Origin of the sequence: Rhodococcus sp. LB1, from assembly GCF_001583455.1 — a bacterium.
Taxonomy (GTDB): domain Bacteria; phylum Actinomycetota; class Actinomycetes; order Mycobacteriales; family Mycobacteriaceae; genus Rhodococcus_F; species Rhodococcus_F opacus.
Window position 1 is genome coordinate 105,547 of the sequence record NZ_LTCZ01000334.1, and the last position, 17,532, is coordinate 123,078.

Consider the following 17,532-nt stretch of genomic DNA (forward strand, 5'->3'; position numbering starts at 1 on the left):
TCGTCAGGCGGCGAGGATCGGGGCGTCGGCCGCCGCGGTGGTGAGCTGCTCGAACGCCTCGGGTGACGCACTGCCCGTCACGAGGAGCCGGACGTCGCCGAAGTCGGAGACCCAGATCGGCTCGACGCCCTCCCCGCCGTACACGATCCAGCTGTGACCTGCGACGTCCTCGGTTCCCGTCGCCGTACGCGGACCACCCGCGACGAACGGCACGAGCACCGTCTCGACGGCATTGCTCTGCGTCAGCTGGATGTAGCGGCCTGCCTCGGTGATGAAGCCGACGGTGCTCGAATCGCCGCCGCCGTCGCCGCTGACGATGCTGCGGCTGCCCGAGTTGGGCGTCCAGCCCTCCGGTGTCTCCGGCTTACGCACCGGGAACGGAAGGTCCTGCGCGTCGTACTTCAGCGCCGCATCGACGTCGAAGCTGGGAATCGGACCACTGGTGGGCCCGCCCGGGCTGAACGTGCACTGGCTGGCGATACCCGCGATCAGTACGCAGAACAGGACAAGGGGTACGAGCGACCACACCATGTCGCGGTTGTTGTGCAGGATGCGGGGTTTATCAGATGCCACGCCCACCAGTATCCAGGGTCGGTCCCGGAACAACGATTCTCGGTCCCATGATTCGCGCCCCAGCAGCGCACGTCACACTTCTTTCTGGGAGAATCAGCAGCGAGATCCACTCGACACTCGGCGGCCGACGGCCACCGACACAGCGTCGACGTACAACGTCGACCGTGACTGCACCAGGAGGCACTGCCCATGACGGCTAGCACCACTTCGAGTCGCCGCGAGGCCCCGGACCGAAATCTTGCTCTGGAATTGGTCCGAGTCACCGAGGCTGGTGCGATGGCTGCCGGTCGCTGGGTCGGCCGTGGCGACAAGGAGGGCGGCGACGGAGCCGCCGTCGACGCCATGCGCCAGCTCGTCAGCTCGGTCTCGATGCGCGGCGTCGTCGTCATCGGCGAGGGCGAGAAGGACGAAGCCCCGATGCTGTTCAACGGCGAAGAGGTCGGCAACGGCGACGGACCCGACTGCGACTTCGCCGTCGACCCGGTCGACGGAACCACCCTGATGGCGAAGGGCATGCCCAATGCGATCGCCGTCCTCGCGGTCGCCGAGCGCGGCGCGATGTTCGACCCGTCTGCCGTGTTCTACATGGAGAAGATCGCCGTCGGCCCCGACGCCGCCGATGTCATCGACATCACAGCGCCCGTCGCCGAGAACATCAAGCGCGTCGCGAAGGTCCGCAAGGCGTCCCCCTCCGACGTGACGGTCTGCATCCTCGACCGTCCGCGGCACGCCAGGCTCATCCAGGAGGTCCGGGACACCGGTGCCCGGATCCGTCTCATCTCCGACGGCGACGTCGCGGGTGCGATCGCCGCCGCGCGTCCGGAGTCGGGCACCGACATCCTGATCGGCACGGGTGGCACGCCCGAGGGCATCATCGCCGCCGCCGCGATGCGCTGTATGGGTGGTTCGCTGCAGGGCCGGCTGGCCCCGACCGACGACGCCGAGCGTCAGAAGGCCATCGACGCAGGCCACGACCTGGACCGTGTGCTCACCACCGAAGATCTCGTGTCCGGTGAGAACGTCTTCTTCTGCGCCACCGGTGTCACGGACGGCGACCTGCTCCGCGGTGTCCGCTACTACGGCGGCGGCGCCTCGACCCAGTCGATCGTGATGCGGTCGAAGTCGGGCACCGTCCGCATGATCGACGCGTACCACCGTCTCGAGAAGCTGCGCGAGTACTCGTCCGTGGACTTCACGGGCGAGGACGGCGCCATTCCGCCGACGTTCTAGGCAGCTCCGCTGCCCGTGCGCCTTTCCGGTAGCCAGAGCTACCGGAAAGGCGCACGGGGAGCGCCCCCACGACGGGCTCAGAAGTGGCATGTTTGACGCATGACCGAGAGCAACGAGCAGCAGTACCGGATCGAACACGACACCATGGGCGAGGTGCGGGTGCCCGTGGATGCCCTGTGGCGCGCGCAAACTCAGCGCGCCGTCGAGAACTTCCCGATCAGCGGTCGAGGTCTCGAGCGCACCCAGATACGTGCAATGGGTCTGCTGAAGGCAGCCTGCGCGCAGGTCAACAAGGACCTCCGCCTCCTCGACGCCGAGAAGGCGGACGCCATCATCGCCGCGGCGGGCGAGATCGCCGACGGCAAGCACGACGATCAGTTCCCCATCGACGTCTTCCAGACCGGCTCGGGCACCAGTTCCAACATGAACGCCAACGAGGTGATCGCGTCGATCGCCGCGGCGAACGGTGTGGTCGTCCACCCCAACGACGATGTCAACATGTCGCAGTCGTCCAACGACACGTTTCCCACCGCGACGCACGTCGCGGCCACCGAGTCCGCGGTGAAGGACCTCCTCCCCGCCCTCGACCACCTGCGCCTGGCCCTGCTCGACAAGTCCACCGAGTGGAAGCACGTCGTGAAGTCGGGCCGCACTCACCTCATGGACGCCGTCCCGGTGACCCTCGGCCAGGAGTTCGGCGGTTACGCCCGCCAGATGGAGGCGGGGATGGAGCGGGTCGTGGCCTGCCTTCCCCGGCTCGGTGAGCTGCCCATCGGCGGCACCGCCGTCGGAACGGGACTCAATGCCCCCGACGGCTTCGGCCCGAAGGTCGTCGCCGAACTGGTCAAGGCGACGGGCGTCGACGCCCTCACACCTGCGAAGAACAGTTTCGAGGCGCAGGCGGCGCGGGACGGCCTGGTGGAGGCGTCCGGCGCGCTCCGCACCATCGCGGTGTCCCTGACCAAGATCGCCAACGACATCCGCTGGATGGGATCGGGACCGCTCACCGGTCTCGGCGAGATCCGTCTCCCCGACCTGCAGCCCGGCAGTTCGATCATGCCCGGCAAGGTCAATCCGGTGCTCCCGGAGGCCGCCACCCAGGTCGCCGCTCAGGTGGTCGGCAACGATGCCGCGGTCGCCTGGGGCGGTGCCGCGGGCGCATTCGAGCTCAACGTCTACATCCCGATGATGGCGCGGAACCTGCTCGAGTCGTTGACGTTGCTGGCCAACGTCACGCGACTGTTCGCCGACCGGTGTGTCGTGGGGCTCGTCGCGAACACCGAGCACCTCAAGACCCTCGCGGAGTCGTCGCCGTCCATCGTGACGCCTCTGAACTCCGCGATCGGGTACGAGGAGGCCGCGGCTGTCGCCAAGCAGGCGCTGAAGGAGAAGAAGACCATCCGCGAGACCGTCGTCGACCGGGGTCTGATCGGCGACAAGCTGAGCGAGGAAGAACTCGACAAGCGTCTCGACGTGCTGGCGATGGCGAAGGTGAAGGACTGACCCGGCCGACGGAGAGGGCCCGCACTCGATCGAGTGCGGGCCCTCTCGCGCAGAAGTCCTACAGCAGCGCGGACAGCTCGTCGCGGGCCTTCTCGCCCTCCGGGCCGAGATCGGTGCGCCCGGCGATGTTCCAGGAGCGGAGCAGCGGAGCGAACACCTTCTCCCCCTGCTGGGCGGGGTCGTAGATGCCGGCCTCGGCGAGCACCGCGGTGCTGTCGGTTCCGCCGGGCAGTGCAACGCTCGGCACGTCGAACGCCTCGATCCGCGATGCGATGGCCCGCACCGTCTGATCGGGTACCAGCTCGAACGCGGCCTCGACGATGTTCCGGTAGAACAGCGACTGCAGTTCGTCGTCCGTTGCCAGCCGCTCGGCGATCACGGCCACCAGCGGGTCCTCGCCGAGTGCTGCCGTGTTGTGATGACGCACGGCCGCGGCCTTCTCCTCGAACGCGGAGTTCGCGAGCATCTCGAGCAGATGCATCGGCGGCATCGCGTATCCGCGGACCATCTCGTCCATCCGCGCGCGCTCGAGGGCGACGGGGTCGACGGCGCGCGTCACCATCAGGTAGTTCCGGAGCACGATGGAGTGCCGGTTCTCCTCCGCGGTCCAGCGGCCCACCCAGCGCCACCACGGACCCACCTGGGCGAGGTGCTTGGCGATCTCCCGGTGGTACGCGGGCACATTGTCCGCCACCAGCACACCCACGGTCAGTGCGAGCGCCTCGACGTCGCTCAGCGTCGACTGATCTGCCGACCAATCCGTTCCACCCATGAACGCGAAGTTCTTGCCCTGGTCCCACGGGACCAGATCGTGCGGCTGCCAGCCGTCCGCCTCGGCGATGTGACGTGTGAGGTTTTCGTCCACCACCGGGGCCAGCTCACTGAGCAGCTGCGAGTCATTCTTTTCAATCGGCATCCGCACACCGTAGCGTCCGCGCCGGGGCACCGGGTCGACCACCGGCGAATTCGACGGGAACAACGGCGGCGTTGTGACGAAAACATCCTGGTCATGGGCTTGAAGTCGTTAGGCTGGCAGTTCACGGTTACCCCGGGCCCGAGCAGAGGATCACCCATGCGCAGACATCGGAACCTGACGATACTTCTGTCGGCTCTCGCGCTCGGCGGGTCACTCGTGACGGGTTGCGGCTCCGACGCAGACGACTCCGGTTCCGACGCGAACCCCACCTCGAAGTCCTCGCCGCCGCCGAACCCGGGTACGGTCGCGGGCGTCGACATCCCGGACGGTCAGATCGACGACGCCGTGGGCCGTCTCGACGAACTGGCGAACGAGTTGATGGACAGTTCCGGTCTGCCGGGTATGGCGGTCGCCGTCGTCCACGGTGGGCAGACCGTGTACGCGAAGGGATTCGGGGTGCGCGAGGCCGGCACCGATCAGAAGGTGGACGCCGACACCGTGTTTCAGCTGGCGTCGATGTCGAAATCGGTGGGGTCGACGGTGGTGGCCCACCAGGTCGATGCCGGCGTCGTCGGCTGGGACACTCCCGTGGTGTCCAAGTCGCCCGGTTTCGCCCTCGCGGACCCGTGGGTCACCGAGCACGTCACGGTCGGCGATCTGTACTCGCACCGGTCCGGGTTGCCCGACCACGCCGGCGATCTGCTCGAGGACCTGGGTTACAACCAGCAGCAGGTGCTCGACAAGCTCCGGCTCGAACCGCTGAACCCGTTCCGGATCACCTACGAGTACACCAACTTCGGCCTCACCGCGGCGGCGGAGGCTGTCGCGGCGGCGTCCGGGACGGACTGGGCCACGCTGTCCGAGCAGACGATCTACCAGCCGCTGGGGATGTCTTCCACGAGTTCGCGATTCGCCGACTATCAGGCCCGCAACGACCGCGCAATCGCGCACCAACTCGTCGACGGCAAGTACGTCGCCGATGCGGTACGCGACCCCGACGCCCAGTCCCCCGCAGGCGGGGTGAGCTCCTCCGTCAACGACATGGGCAAATGGCTGGCGATGCTGCTGGCCGACGGAACCTTCGAGGGCAAGGAGATCGTGTCACCCGAGGCACTGCTCCCCGCGGTCAGTCCTCAGATGGTGTCCAGCCCACCGCGGTCGATGGACAGCCGTCCGGGGTCGTACGGGTACGGATTCAACGTCTCGACCACCCCGGCAGGGCGGGTCTCCCTCAGCCACTCCGGCGGGTTCCAGCTCGGGGTGGCAACGAACTTCGTCGCGATACCGTCCGCCGACGTCGCCATCGTCGCGCTGACCAACGGGTCGCCCATCGGCATCCCCGAGTCCCTCACCGCCGAGTTCGCCGACCTCGTCCAGTTCGGGGAGATCCGCGAGGACTGGAGGTCGTTGTACCGGCAGGCCATCGCGCCGATGGACGAGCCCGAGGGCAGTCTCGTCGGCCAGACGGCCCCCGCGAACCCGGCACCACCGCAGCCCCTCCCGACTTACGCGGGCACCTACGGCAACCCGTATTGGGGCCCAGCCGTGGTCACCGAGAGCAACGGCGCGCTGTCACTCCAACTCGGACCCGCCGGGCAGACCTTCCCGCTCACCCACTGGGACGGCGACACCTTCACCTTCACACCCAGCGGTGAGAACGCCCCACCCGGAACCATCTCGAAGGCCACGTTCGCCGGCAACAACGTCACACTCGAGTACTACGACGCGGAAGGCCGGGGGACATTCGTCCGCTGAGCCGACACATCGACGGGGAGAAGACCATGAGCACGGACTCGCACGAACCGACGGGAACCGCTCGAACGGACACGGCGGGTGTCCAGGTCGTCCGGGCCTTCCTGGACGCGCTCGTCGCCGGCGACCCGGACGCCGCGCAACAGTATCTGCACCAGGACATCGTGTGGCACAACGTGTCCCTGCCCAAGATCCGCGGCCTCGGCTCCGTCATGCGGATACTCCGCGGAATGAGCCGCCCCGGTGTCGGATTCGACGTGCGCCTGCACCATATCGCCGGCGACGGAACGGCCGTGCTGACCGAACGCACCGACGTCCTGATCTACAAGCGGCTGCGCAGCGAATTCTGGGTGTGCGGCACGTTCGAGATGAAGGACGGCAAGATCGCCGTCTGGCGCGACTACTTCAGTAGCCGGGACTTCCTGTGGGGCACGCTCAAAGGTATCGTGCGCGCCTTCTGACGTTTCCGCCCGATGTCATCTCGGTCCGGTCAGGCCGTGGTGACATCGGGCGGATCACGCTGCGCGGCAGGCGCCTACGGCGTCGGCCCGAACTCCTCCAGCATCTCCGTCACGAGCGCCGCGATCGGCGAACGTTCACTGCGCGTCAACGTGATGTGCGCGAACAGCGGATGCCCCTTGAGCTTTTCGATCACCGCGGCCACCCCGTCGTGACGTCCGACCCTCAGGTTGTCGCGCTGAGCGACGTCGTGAGTCAGGATCACCCGGGAGCCGGTGCCGAGCCGGGAGAGCACCGTGAGCAGCACATTGCGTTCCAGCGACTGCGCCTCGTCCACGATCACGAACGAATCGTGCAGTGACCGTCCGCGAATATGCGTGAGTGGCAACACTTCCAGCATGCCGCGGCTGATCACCTCGTCCATCACCTCGGTGCTGGCGAGGCCGTCGAGTGTGTCGAAGACCGCCTGGGCCCACGGGCCCATCTTCTCGCTCTCACTACCCGGCAGGTAGCCGAGTTCCTGCCCGCCCACCGCGTAGAGCGGCCGGAAGACAACGACTTTCCGCTGGGTGCGACGCTCGAGCACCGCCTCCAGCCCCGCCGTCAACGCCAGCGCCGACTTGCCGGTGCCCGCCTTGCCGCCCAGCGACACGATCCCCACACTGTCGTCCAGCAGGATGTCCAGGGCGATCCGCTGCTCGGCCGAACGTCCGTGCAGACCGAATGCCTCACGCTCCCCCCGCACCAACTGCACCCGCTTGTCGGCGTTCACGCGGCCCAGTGCGCTCGACGAACCGCCCAGCAGCCGAATACCCGTGTGGCACGGAAGCTCCCGGGCCTCCTCCAGATCGACGACACCCTCGGAGAACAGTTCGTCGATCGACGAGGACGCCACGTCCAGTTCGGTCATACCCGTCCAACCCGACGGAACGACGTCGTGGGCGTGGTATTCGTCGGCGGGAAGACCCACCGCACCGGCCTTGACTCGCAGCGGGATGTCCTTGCTGACCAGGACGACGTCACCACCCTCGGCCTCGAGGTTCAGCGCGCAGGCCAGGATCCTCGAATCGTTGCTGTCCGTGCGGAACCCGACCGGAAGAACCGACGGGTCGGTGTGGTTCAGCTCGACCTGCAGGGTGCCGCCCTCGGTGCCGATCGGCACGGGCTGGTCGAGACGACCGTATTCCAGACGGAGGTCGTCCAGCATGCGCAGCGATTCTCTTGCGAACCATCCCAACTCGTGGTGGTGCCGCTTCCCTTCGAGCTCGCTGATCACGACGAGGGGAAGCACCACACGGTGCTCGGCGAACCTGGTGACGGCCCAGGGGTCGGACAGCAGTACGGAGGTATCGAGTACGAATGTACGAACTGCAGAATCCGACGATTTCCTGGGGGCGGCGGACGAACGTCCGACGCGGGCTGAGACGGAGCGTGAAGCAGTCACGTTGGCTCCTAGGTCTGCGTGGCACCCACGCAAACTCGGTTCGCTGGACCGGTCCGTCCCTGGTGTGTCACCACACGAGGGCCGGGCGCCGGCCCCCTCGCACTGAGTGTGTCAGCCACGATCAGGACCTCCCGTACAAGCAACTTCCCCGCTGCCTGTTACCCCCGACGGTACTGCCAAACACGCCGGACGGCCGTGCGAGCGGCGGGCGTGTCGGTGAACATCGCGTTACGTGGAGGCGCCTGCGGCGCCCGTGCGTGGTTAACGAGTCCCTGCACTCGCAGGCCACGCACGGGCGGCGGAGCCGCCTAGATCAGGCGCCAGTCCTCGAGCCCCTCGTACAGCGGGAAGTCGGCGGCGAGCTTCGTCACGCGGGACTTCAGCGTCTCGACGTCGGACGATCCGGCAAGTGCGGCGCCGATGATGTCGGCGACCTCGGTGAACTGCTCGTCCCCGAATCCACGCGACGCGAGCGCCGCCGTGCCGATCCGAAGGCCGGACGTGACCATCGGCGGGCGCGGGTCGAACGGCACCGCGTTGCGGTTGACGGTGATGCCGACCTCGTGGAGAAGGTCCTCACCCTGCTGGCCGTCGAGCTGCGAGTTGCGCAGGTCGACGAGCACGAGGTGCACGTCGGTGCCGCCGGTGAGGACGCTGACACCCTTGTCGACGACATCGGCGCCGGTCAGACGCTCGGCGAGAATCTTCGCGCCGGTGAGGGTGCGCTGCTGACGGTCCTTGAACTCCTCGGTGCCCGCAATCTTCAGGGAGACGGCCTTGGCGGCGATGGCGTGCATCAGCGGCCCGCCCTGCTGGCCGGGGAAGACGGCGGAGTTGAGCTTCTTCGCCCACTCCTGTTTGGCGAGGATCAGGCCGGAGCGCGGCCCGCCGAGCGTCTTGTGGACGGTGCTGGACACGACGTCGGCGTAGGGCACGGGCGACGGGTGCAGCCCGGCAGCGACAAGGCCCGCGAAGTGCGCCATGTCGACCCACAGGTACGCGCCGACCTCGTCGGCGATCGACCGGAACGCGGCGAAGTCCTCGTGACGCGGGTACGCGGACCAGCCGGCGACGATGACCTTCGGCTGCGCGGCGACGGCGATCTTGCGGACCTCGTCCATGTCGATGCGGTGGTCTTCCTTGCTGACCCCGTACGACTCGACGTCGTAGAGCTTGCCGGAGAAGTTCAGCTTCATGCCGTGCGTGAGGTGCCCGCCGTGCGCCAGGTCGAGGCCGAGAAGCTTCTCACCCGGGTTCATCAGGGCCATGAGGACCGCCGCGTTGGCCTGTGCGCCGGAGTGCGGCTGGACGTTCGCGAAGTCGGCGGCGAACAGTTCCTTGGCACGGGTGCGGGCGAGATCCTCGATGACGTCGACGTGCTCGCAGCCGCCGTAGTAGCGGCGTCCCGGGTATCCCTCGGCGTACTTGTTGGTGAGGACGCTGCCCTGCGCCTGGAGGACCGCGCGCGGAACGAAGTTCTCCGAGGCGATCATCTCCAGCGTGTCGCGCTGACGGGCCAGCTCACCTGCCATGGCCTGGGCGACTTCGGGGTCGAGTTCGGCGAGTGGGGCCGTGTTGACGTCGGTACCGGGCACAGCGGTCATCGAGGGATCTCCAAGCTGGATGCGGAAACGAATGCTCCCAGTCTACGAAGTACCCGTGAGGACTTCCTAACCGCCCGCGGTGAGGTACCCCTCACCGGCGCGCAGGACGCTGGGCACGAGCGGCTCGTCGAGCAGCCGGCGGAACCGTTCCGACCGCTCCACACCGACCGGCACCTCGCCCAGCCAGCCACCGAGCAGGCGGTATCCCTCCACGTAGGTGCTGGTGTATGCCCGCCACAATGGCGACGACAGGAACCGCAGCGACTGCCGGGCCCGCTCGGGGGTCGACAGGCTCCACCGCTGCAGGAACGCCGCGACGTCGTCGTGGCTGCGGCCCTCGTCGTGCAGCATCATCGCCGCATCCTGACGCACACCGAGCAGCTGCCCGGACGCCCCGGACAGGCGTTGCGCCTGCTCACCGTCGAATCGCAGGCCGAGGTCGGCGTAGATTTCCTGCGCCCACAGCCCCCAGTCGGATCCGACGATCGATTCGAGCGCGAGGTCCGCGAGCCCCTCGGCCATCAGGCACTGCGGGGTGTTGACGACGAACAACGTCTGCTCGAGCTGTCCCGCGCCGACCAGTCCGGCTTCCTTGCGGCAGTGCTCGGTGTGGTGGCCGGGGTACGACTCGTGCGCGATCAGCCGCGGCAGGTTCGACATGTGCTGCTTCAGGTCGGAGTTGATCGCGACCCGGGAACGGTAGTCGCCGAGGTAGTAGTTGAACCCCGACCACGGCTTGTCGCCCACCACCTCGTACTCGACGACCTCGGAGTCGGGCAGTGCGTAATGCTCCCGCACGAGATCACGCAGAGCGCTCGAGAAGGCGTCGACACATTCCTGCAACCGGTCCGCGGGGATCTCGTCCTTCGCGCGGTGGGCCTGGATGCGTTCGGCGAGCGGCCCCGTTCCGGGCAGCACGGCGTCCATCTTCCGGTGCGCCTCCCGGTACTGCTCCTCGTCGCCGCGTTCGATCCGGACGTCGAAGTACGCCTCGACCTCGTCGACGAAGCCGACGTCGTCACCCGCAAACTTGCGCCCCGAGCATTCGAGGGCGCGGAGATGGACGTCGAGGAACCGGGTCCGCTCCTCGGACAATCCCGCTGACGGCAATTCCGCGCGGAGGTTCGCCGCCGTGCGCGCGAGAACGCGCGGATCGGGCTTCGGCGCGTTCTCCACCTGCCTGCGCAGCGCGGGATCGCCGGTATACGCATCGACGAATCCTTCCTCCAGCCGGTCGAAACCCAGCCCGAGCAGCAAGTATTCGCGTACGAACGAAACGGATTCCATGCCGTCCGACCTTAGTCGCAGACGCGTCTGCCCGACCCGCCGACAGCGCAGCCTGTGGCACCAAGCACAATCCGACTATGCAACCGCTACTCGCCAGCGCAACGACGACGGCAGAGATTCTGGGCATGGACCGCTCACTCCCCCGTGTACCCGAGTGTGAGCGGAACTGATGGCGCGGACGAGCGAGTCCAGTCCGTACGTCGAATTCGACCGGAAGCAGTGGCGCACACTGCGTAAGTCGACCCCACTCGTCCTGACCGAGGAAGAGCTGTACGGACTGCGGGGCCTCGGCGAGCAGATCGACCTCGAAGAGGTCGCGGAGGTGTACCTGCCGCTGTCGCGTCTCATCCACCTGCAGGTCGCGGCACGGCAGCGACTGTTCGCCGCGACCGCGACGTTCCTCGGCGAGAAGCACCCCGACCAGCAGGTGCCGTTCGTGATCGGCGTCGCCGGCAGTGTGGCGGTCGGCAAGTCCACCACCGCCCGTGTCCTCCAGGCCCTCCTCGCGCGGTGGGAGCACCACCCGCGCGTCGACCTGGTGACGACGGACGGCTTCCTGTATCCGACGGCCGAGCTGAACCGCCGCGGGATCATGCACCGCAAGGGCTTTCCCGAGAGTTACGACCGCCGCAAGCTGCTGCGGTTCGTCACCGAGGTGAAGTCGGGGGCCGAAGAAGTGGCCGCGCCGGTGTATTCACACATCTCGTACGACATCATCCCGGGCCAGTACCACCTGATCCGACAACCCGACATCCTCATCATCGAGGGTCTCAACGTGCTGCAGACCGGCCCCCGGCTGATGGTGTCGGACCTGTTCGACTTCTCGATCTACGTCGACGCCCGCATCGAGGACATCGAGAACTGGTACATCCAGCGTTTTCTCGCGCTGCGAAAGACATCGTTCTCCGACCCCGACGCGCACTTCCACCATTACGCCGGACTGTCCGATCGGGACGCGACGTCTGCCGCCCAGGAGATCTGGCACAACATCAACCGGCCGAACCTCGTGGAGAACATCCTGCCGACGCGTCCGCGCGCCACGCTCGTGCTGCGCAAGGACGCCAATCATTCGATCAACCGACTGCGGCTGCGGAAGCTGTAGGTGAGTGGCGAAGTGTGTTCCGGCACGCTTCGCCACTCACGTCAGACGCCGAAGCGGCGGTGCCGGGCGGCGTAGTCGCGGAGTGCGCGGAGGAAGTCGACACGGCGGAACTCGGGCCAGTACGCCTCCGTGAACCAGATCTCGGAGTAGGCGCTCTGCCACAGCAGGAACCCCGACAGCCGCTGCTCCCCCGACGTGCGGATCACGAGGTCGGGGTCGGGCTGGCCGGACGTGTAGAGGTGACCGTCGATGCCATCGACTGTGATCGATTTCACCAGTTCGTCCCCCGAAAGTCCCGCGAGGAGTTTCTCGCTCAGCAGCGACTGCACGGCGTCGGCGATCTCCTGGCGACCGCCGTAGCCGATCGCGACGTTGACGTGGGTGCCGGTGCGCCCCTCGGTCCCGGCGGCCGCGTCGCGCAGACGGCGCGACTGTTCGGAGGGCAGGAGGTCGAGGGCGCCGACGATCTTGACGCTCCAGTTCTTGTCGGGGCCGGAGATCTCCTCGACGACGTCCGTGATGATCTCGAGCAAGGTGTCGAGTTCCCCGGGGTCGCGGCGCAGGTTCTCGGTGGACAGCAGGTAGATGGTCGCCATCTCGATGCCCGCGGCGTCGCACCAGCCGAGCAGCTCGGAGATCTTCAGGGCGCCCATGCGGTGGCCGTGACTGACGTCCTCGAAGCCGTTTTCGCGGGCCCACCGCCGGTTGCCGTCGCACATCACGGCAATGTGCCGAGGGTGCTGTAGACCGTCGAGCCGCTTCAGTAGACGACGCTCGTAGATGCTGTACAGCAGTCCTCGCGCACTCACCTGGAGATCACCATGACACGCAAGAGTACGCCGCACCCGAAGGTGATCCGCGACGGCCGTCACACAGCGCACGACTTGCTGCTACCGACGGGTACGCTCTCACCACAAGCTAACCTACGGTTGCGTAGGTTAGCGCCACGCACAGCGAGAAGAGGTGTTCAGTGACCGCTTTCGGCCTCGACGAACTGCCCGTCAAGCCCCGACTGCGAGGGTGGATCCACCTGTGGGCGTTCGGCGTCTCCGTGATCGCCGGCATCGTCCTCGTCACACTGTCGGGCACCCAGGTGTCCGGGGAAGCGGCGCTCGCCACCGCCGTCTACAGCCTCACGGTGTGCGGTGTGTTCGGGGTCAGCGCCACCTACCACCGGATCCACTGGAACACCGTCTCGGCACGCACGTGGATGAAGCGCGCGGACCATTCGATGATCTTCCTGTTCATCGCCGGCAGCTACACCCCGTTCGCGGTGCTGGGGCTTCCGCCCGACACAGGACGGACCCTGCTGATCGTCGTGTGGGCGGGTGCGCTCGCCGGCGTCGCGCTGAAAATGCTGTGGCCGACGGCACCGCGCTGGGTCGGGGTGCCGCTCTATCTGCTGCTCGGCTGGGCCATCGTGCCGGTGGCACCCGAACTGACACACGAGGTCGGCGTCCTACCGATGGTGCTGCTGCTGATCGGCGGCATCCTCTACTCGGTCGGCGCGATCCTCTACGCCACCAAGTGGCCCAACCCGTGGCCGACCACGTTCGGGCATCACGAGTTCTTCCACGCCGCCACCGTGATCGCGGCCCTGTGCCACTACATCGCCGTGTGGCTGGTGGTGTTCCGGTAGGCCGGACTACCGGCTCAACGCGACACCCAGGTCCTCGATCGTCGACACCGGGCGGTCGCACACGAACCCGCGGCACACGTACGCCGCGGACGCGCCGCCGACCAGCGGCCGGTCGGCGAGCAGCGGCGACGAGTCCGGTGCGCCGCCGACCACGACGGCACCCCCTGGGGCGAGTCTGCGCGCCTCCCGAAGCAGGACGGAATCGCCGTCGGTTGCCACGGCCACCTGGATCGGGCCGCGCACCGACGCCTCGGCCACCGCGAGCCAGTGCCCGGCCGATCGCGGTGCACGCTCCAGAAGCAGTGCCACCCGGTCGAGCGATTCGGCGGCCGCACTTGCGTACCGTCCCGACGCGTCCGCGCTGGTCACCGCGGCCGCGGTGACCAGCGCCTCGACCAGGCACGACGCTCCGGACGGCGTCGCACCGTCGACCGGGTCGCGGGGACGGGTCACCAGGGTCTCGGCGTCGTCGGCGGTGTCGAACCAGGTGCCCGGCCGCTCGTCGTCGGCGAAATGAATGAGGGCGCGGTCCAGCAGCGCCTGCGCGTGCGTCAGCCACGCGGTGTCGCCCGTCGCCTGATACAACGCGAGAAGGCCCGTCGCCAGGCAGGCGTAGTCCTCGAGCACCCCGGCCGATTCACCCACGGACGTTCCCAGGGACGCCCTCCGCAGCCGCCCGTCGACGACGTGCAAGCCCAGCACCGCACGCGCGCAATCGGCGGCCGCGGCCACCCACTCCGGCCTGCCGAGTCCGGCACCGGCCTCGGCGAGCGCGGTGATCGTGAGGCCGTTCCAGGCGGTGACCACCTTGTCGTCGCGTCCCGGTTGCGGCCGCGTCGCACGCTGATCGAGCAGCGTGCCCCGGATCCGGCGCCAGCGGTCCCAGTCGTCCGGATCGCGTGGAAGCTGCAGAACGGACGTGCCGGCCTCGAACGTCCCGTCCGCGGTCACCGCGAACACCCGGGCCGCCCACTCCCCGTCCTCCGGCCCGAGAACCTCGACGAGCTGCTCCGGGGTCCACACGTACGTGAGTCCCTCGACGCCCTCGGTGTCGGCGTCGAGGGCGGACGCGAACGACCCGTTGTCGGTGCGCAGATCGCGCAGCAGGAACTCGACGGTCTCCTCGGTGACCCGGACGGCCAGGTCCGAGCCCGTGCGCCGGCCCAGGTGCGCGTACACGCGCAGCAGCTGGGCATTGTCGTAGAGCATCTTCTCGAAGTGCGGCACCACCCACGCGGCGTCGACCGAGTACCGGGCGAAGCCGCCGCCGAGCTGGTCGTAGATGCCGCCGCGCGCCATCGCCGACGCCGTCCGCGCCACGACACCGAGCACGTCGTCGTCACCGGACCGCTCGTACGTGCGCAGCAGGCCTTCCATCAGCGCGGACGGCGGGAACTTGGGGGCTCCCCCGAACCCGCCGCGGTCGGCGTCCTCGTCCCGCAGCACGGCTCCGGCAGCCGCGTCCAGCAGGGCCGCGTCCACGCGGACATCGCCCTCGGGGATGCCGCCGGCTCCCCGCCGCAACTCGGCGACCACCGAGGCGGCCGCGTCGTCGACGTCACCGCGGCGGTCCCGCCACGTGTCGGCGATGGCCCCCAGCAGCTGGGTGAACGACGGCATCCCGCCGCGCGGCTCGGCCGGGTAATAGGTGCCGCAGTAGAACGGGGCGCCGTCGGGAGTGAGGAAGCACGTCATCGGCCAGCCGCCCTGGCCGGTCATCGCGACCGTGGCGTTCATGTACACGGCATCGAGGTCCGGACGCTCCTCGCGGTCGACCTTGACGCACACGAAATGCTCGTTCATCAGCGACGCCACCGCCTCGTCCTCGAAGGACTCGTGGGCCATCACATGGCACCAGTGGCACGCCGAGTATCCGATCGACAACAGGATCGGGACGTCCCGCTCACGCGCCCACTCGGTCGCCGCCGGACCCCACTGCTGCCAGTGCACGGGGTTGTCGGCGTGCTGTCGCAGATAGGGGCTGGTGGACCCACCGAGTGTGTTCTGTGCGCGTGGGTCCATGTCCGGCTCCTGTTCGACTACTTCTGCAGGTTCGGCGGGGTGTCCGTCGGCTTCGGCGGTTCGGTGCTGCTCGGCCCGCCACCGTGGATCGCGCCGCGGTCGGTGCCCTCGTCCACTTCCTGGTCCGGTTCGGGGTGCTCCGGCTCGAACGTCTCGGGCAGGTTCTTGAGCTTCTTGTTCATCGACCGCACCAGCAGCACCACACCCGCGAGCAGCGCGAGAATGACGACGAGGCCGATGGGCGACGCCTTGCCGAACTCGGGACCGGACGGCGTGCTCGGCGTCTGCGCCAGGACGTCCGCCGCGCCGGCCACGATGCTCACCGTCAACGCATTCACTGCTGTCCGTCCTCGTTGATGCCCGCGAACAGGTCGTTCTCCGGGATGGAGGTGGTGACGCGGGTCTTGGCGAGCTCGAATTCCTCGGTCGGCCAGATCTTCTGCTGGATCTCGAGCGGAACCGCGAAGAACGAGCCGTTCGGGTCGATCTGGGTCGCGTGGGCCCGCAACGCGTCGTCACGCTGCGGGAAATAGTCGCCGCACGTGATCTGGGTGGTGACGCGTGCCATCAGGTCGCCCTGCTCGGTCTTCCACTTCTTGAGCCACTCGGCCATCGGGAACTCTTCGCCGCGGCGGTCGTACTCCTCCTGGAACTGCAGGAGACGCTTCCTGATGAAGCCGTGCGAGTAGTAGACCTTCTGCACCTTCCACGGTTCCCCGGCGTCGGGGAACCGCTCCGGGTCGGCAGCGGCCTCGTACGCGGCCATCGATACCTCATGGCACCGGATGTGATCGGGGTGCGGGTAGCCGCCGTTCTCGTCGTACGTGGTCATGACGTGCGGACGGAACTCGCGGATCACGCGCACCAGCGCCTCGGTCGACTCCTCGAGCGGAACGAGCGCGAAGCAGCCCTCCGGCAGCGGCGGCTTCGGGTCCCCCTCGGGCAGACCCGAGTCGACGAATCCCAGCCACTGGTGCTGGACTCCGAGGATGCGCGCCGCCTCGGCCATCTCCTCGATGCGTACCTCGTGGATGCGGTCCCGCACCCCGGGCACGTCCATCGCGGGGTTGAGGATGTCGCCACGTTCACCACCGGTCAACGTCACGACCTTCACTTCGTTGCCCTCTGCGGCGTAACGGGCCGTTGTCGCGGCACCCTTGCTCGACTCGTCGTCGGGATGGGCATGGACGGCCATGAGCCGGAATCCGCTCACGTATTCGTTCACCTCAACTTCGCCAGTAGCCGTTGCCGGCTTGTCCGTGTCGCGCGCTCTCGCCCTCCGCCATCGCTGACGGCGCACTGACGCACGTCCTCTATAGTTCCACCCGAGAGTTCCGCTTGCAGCCGTGCCCCCGCTCGAGTGCTGCGAGTTACGTGGAACCGGAGCGGTACGAGAGTTGAGAGATGACGAGAACGCTTCCCCCGGGCCGATACACAGCCGAGGCAAAGTCTGCGCGCCCGAAGCGCTGGCTCGTGTGGGCGCTGTCCGCGGCGGTCCTGGTCGTCGGTGTGATCGTGGCGTTCGTCGCCTACAACAAGTTCGCCGTCTCCGAGATCGACAGTGAGGCCACGTCGTTCGATCTGGTGAGTGAATCGCAGCTGGACATCACGTTCACCGTCACCCGCGAGGATCCGTCCCAGGCGGCGGTCTGCATCGTCCGCTCCCGCTCCAAGGACGGTTCCGAAACCGGCAGGCGCGAGGTCTACATCGCCGGCGGCGAGGACCAGACGGTGAAAGTCACCGCCCCCGTCTACACGTCGCGCCCGCCCGCGATGGGCGACATCTACGGCTGCAGCCTGGACGTTCCCGCCTACCTGACCGGCGGCTGACACCAGCGCACCCGAGCGACCGTTCGGGTTATTCGGGGTTTGCGCTCCCCGATCGTGCTAGAATCGCCTGGTACACGGTTCCGGTTTGGAACCGTGTATTGCTGCATTGGCGGCAAGGCGGAGATCGAACGGCCCCGGCCGTCGAATTCTGCCGAGCCGTTGATCACTGCT

Annotated in this window: 16 protein-coding genes; 7 read left to right on the forward strand and 9 right to left on the reverse strand. The window is 67.8% G+C overall.

The genetic code is table 11. The features are described 5' to 3' along the window. Positions 1-3: 3 nt before the first annotated feature. On the reverse strand, positions 4-573 hold the full coding sequence (locus AZG88_RS33550; RefSeq protein ID WP_009479114.1) for a DUF4245 domain-containing protein: 570 nt from the start codon (positions 571-573) through the stop codon (positions 4-6). A 189-nt stretch (positions 574-762) separates the two neighbouring features. Here AZG88_RS33550 and glpX point away from each other — a divergent pair, with 189 nt between their 5' ends. Together glpX and AZG88_RS33560 are read left to right on the forward strand one after the other, a co-directional pair. Continuing rightward, positions 763-1,803 carry a class II fructose-bisphosphatase gene (gene glpX / locus AZG88_RS33555; protein ID WP_039952719.1) on the forward strand — a complete coding sequence of 347 codons (1,041 nt, stop codon included), beginning with the start codon at positions 763-765 and terminating at the stop codon, positions 1,801-1,803. A 99-nt stretch (positions 1,804-1,902) separates the two neighbouring features. After that, positions 1,903-3,306 (forward strand): class II fumarate hydratase, encoded by a 1,404-nt coding sequence (locus AZG88_RS33560; protein WP_061700272.1) that lies wholly within the window; start codon positions 1,903-1,905, stop codon positions 3,304-3,306. A 58-nt stretch (positions 3,307-3,364) separates the two neighbouring features. On the opposite strand, the gene AZG88_RS33565 is transcribed toward AZG88_RS33560, so the two are convergent. Further along, the gene (locus AZG88_RS33565; protein WP_061700337.1) at positions 3,365-4,222 is read right to left on the reverse strand and encodes an acyl-ACP desaturase; all 858 of its coding nucleotides are present in this window, start codon (positions 4,220-4,222) and stop codon (positions 3,365-3,367) included. Between the two features lie 156 nt (positions 4,223-4,378). Here AZG88_RS33565 and AZG88_RS33570 point away from each other — a divergent pair, with 156 nt between their 5' ends. Together AZG88_RS33570 and AZG88_RS33575 are read left to right on the forward strand one after the other, a co-directional pair. Beyond that, positions 4,379-5,977, forward strand: a complete 1,599-nt coding sequence (locus tag AZG88_RS33570) for a serine hydrolase (RefSeq protein WP_061700273.1) — start codon at positions 4,379-4,381, stop codon at positions 5,975-5,977. A 26-nt stretch (positions 5,978-6,003) separates the two neighbouring features. Beyond that, positions 6,004-6,435 carry a limonene-1,2-epoxide hydrolase family protein gene (locus tag AZG88_RS33575; protein ID WP_061700274.1) on the forward strand — a complete coding sequence of 144 codons (432 nt, stop codon included), beginning with the start codon at positions 6,004-6,006 and terminating at the stop codon, positions 6,433-6,435. A gap of 74 nt (positions 6,436-6,509) precedes the next feature. Here the strand turns inward: AZG88_RS33575 and AZG88_RS33580 are convergent, their stop codons facing one another. From AZG88_RS33580 to AZG88_RS33590, 3 genes are all read right to left on the reverse strand, one after another. Beyond that, complete coding sequence (locus AZG88_RS33580; protein ID WP_025432159.1) at positions 6,510-7,877, reverse strand: PhoH family protein; 1,368 nt, start codon at positions 7,875-7,877, stop codon at positions 6,510-6,512. A 308-nt stretch (positions 7,878-8,185) separates the two neighbouring features. Further along, complete coding sequence (gene glyA / locus AZG88_RS33585; protein WP_061700275.1) at positions 8,186-9,481, reverse strand: serine hydroxymethyltransferase; 1,296 nt, start codon at positions 9,479-9,481, stop codon at positions 8,186-8,188. A gap of 66 nt (positions 9,482-9,547) precedes the next feature. Then, complete coding sequence (locus tag AZG88_RS33590) at positions 9,548-10,768, reverse strand: hypothetical protein (protein ID WP_061700276.1); 1,221 nt, start codon at positions 10,766-10,768, stop codon at positions 9,548-9,550. Between the two features lie 169 nt (positions 10,769-10,937). Between AZG88_RS33590 and coaA the strand changes: the two genes are divergently transcribed. Next, positions 10,938-11,870, forward strand: coding sequence for a type I pantothenate kinase (gene coaA, locus AZG88_RS33595; protein ID WP_005238987.1), 933 nt, complete (start codon positions 10,938-10,940; stop codon positions 11,868-11,870). 41 nt (positions 11,871-11,911) lie between these two features. Here coaA and AZG88_RS33600 read toward each other — a convergent pair whose 3' ends face one another. Next, entirely contained in the window at positions 11,912-12,679 is a 768-nt protein-coding gene (locus AZG88_RS33600) for an isoprenyl transferase (protein WP_005572244.1), read from the reverse strand. 161 nt (positions 12,680-12,840) lie between these two features. Between AZG88_RS33600 and trhA the strand changes: the two genes are divergently transcribed. After that, positions 12,841-13,509, forward strand: coding sequence for a PAQR family membrane homeostasis protein TrhA (gene trhA / locus AZG88_RS33605; RefSeq protein WP_005238985.1), 669 nt, complete (start codon positions 12,841-12,843; stop codon positions 13,507-13,509). 6 nt (positions 13,510-13,515) lie between these two features. On the opposite strand, the gene AZG88_RS33610 is transcribed toward trhA, so the two are convergent. The 3 genes from AZG88_RS33610 to mca are packed head-to-tail and all read right to left on the reverse strand — an operon-like array spanning position 13,516 to position 16,744. After that, entirely contained in the window at positions 13,516-15,531 is a 2,016-nt protein-coding gene (locus AZG88_RS33610; protein ID WP_005238984.1) for a thioredoxin domain-containing protein, read from the reverse strand. Between the two features lie 17 nt (positions 15,532-15,548). Continuing rightward, positions 15,549-15,869, reverse strand: a complete 321-nt coding sequence (locus AZG88_RS33615) for a hypothetical protein (protein ID WP_025432157.1) — start codon at positions 15,867-15,869, stop codon at positions 15,549-15,551. Further along, positions 15,866-16,744 carry a mycothiol conjugate amidase Mca gene (gene mca, locus AZG88_RS33620; RefSeq protein WP_005238981.1) on the reverse strand — a complete coding sequence of 293 codons (879 nt, stop codon included), beginning with the start codon at positions 16,742-16,744 and terminating at the stop codon, positions 15,866-15,868. Before mca ends, AZG88_RS33615 begins: the two co-directional genes overlap by 4 nt. Before the next feature lie 191 nt (positions 16,745-16,935). On the opposite strand from mca, the gene AZG88_RS33625 reads away from it, so the two are divergent. Then, entirely contained in the window at positions 16,936-17,361 is a 426-nt protein-coding gene (locus AZG88_RS33625) for a DUF4307 domain-containing protein (RefSeq protein ID WP_005238979.1), read from the forward strand. Positions 17,362-17,532: the final 171 nt, after the last annotated feature.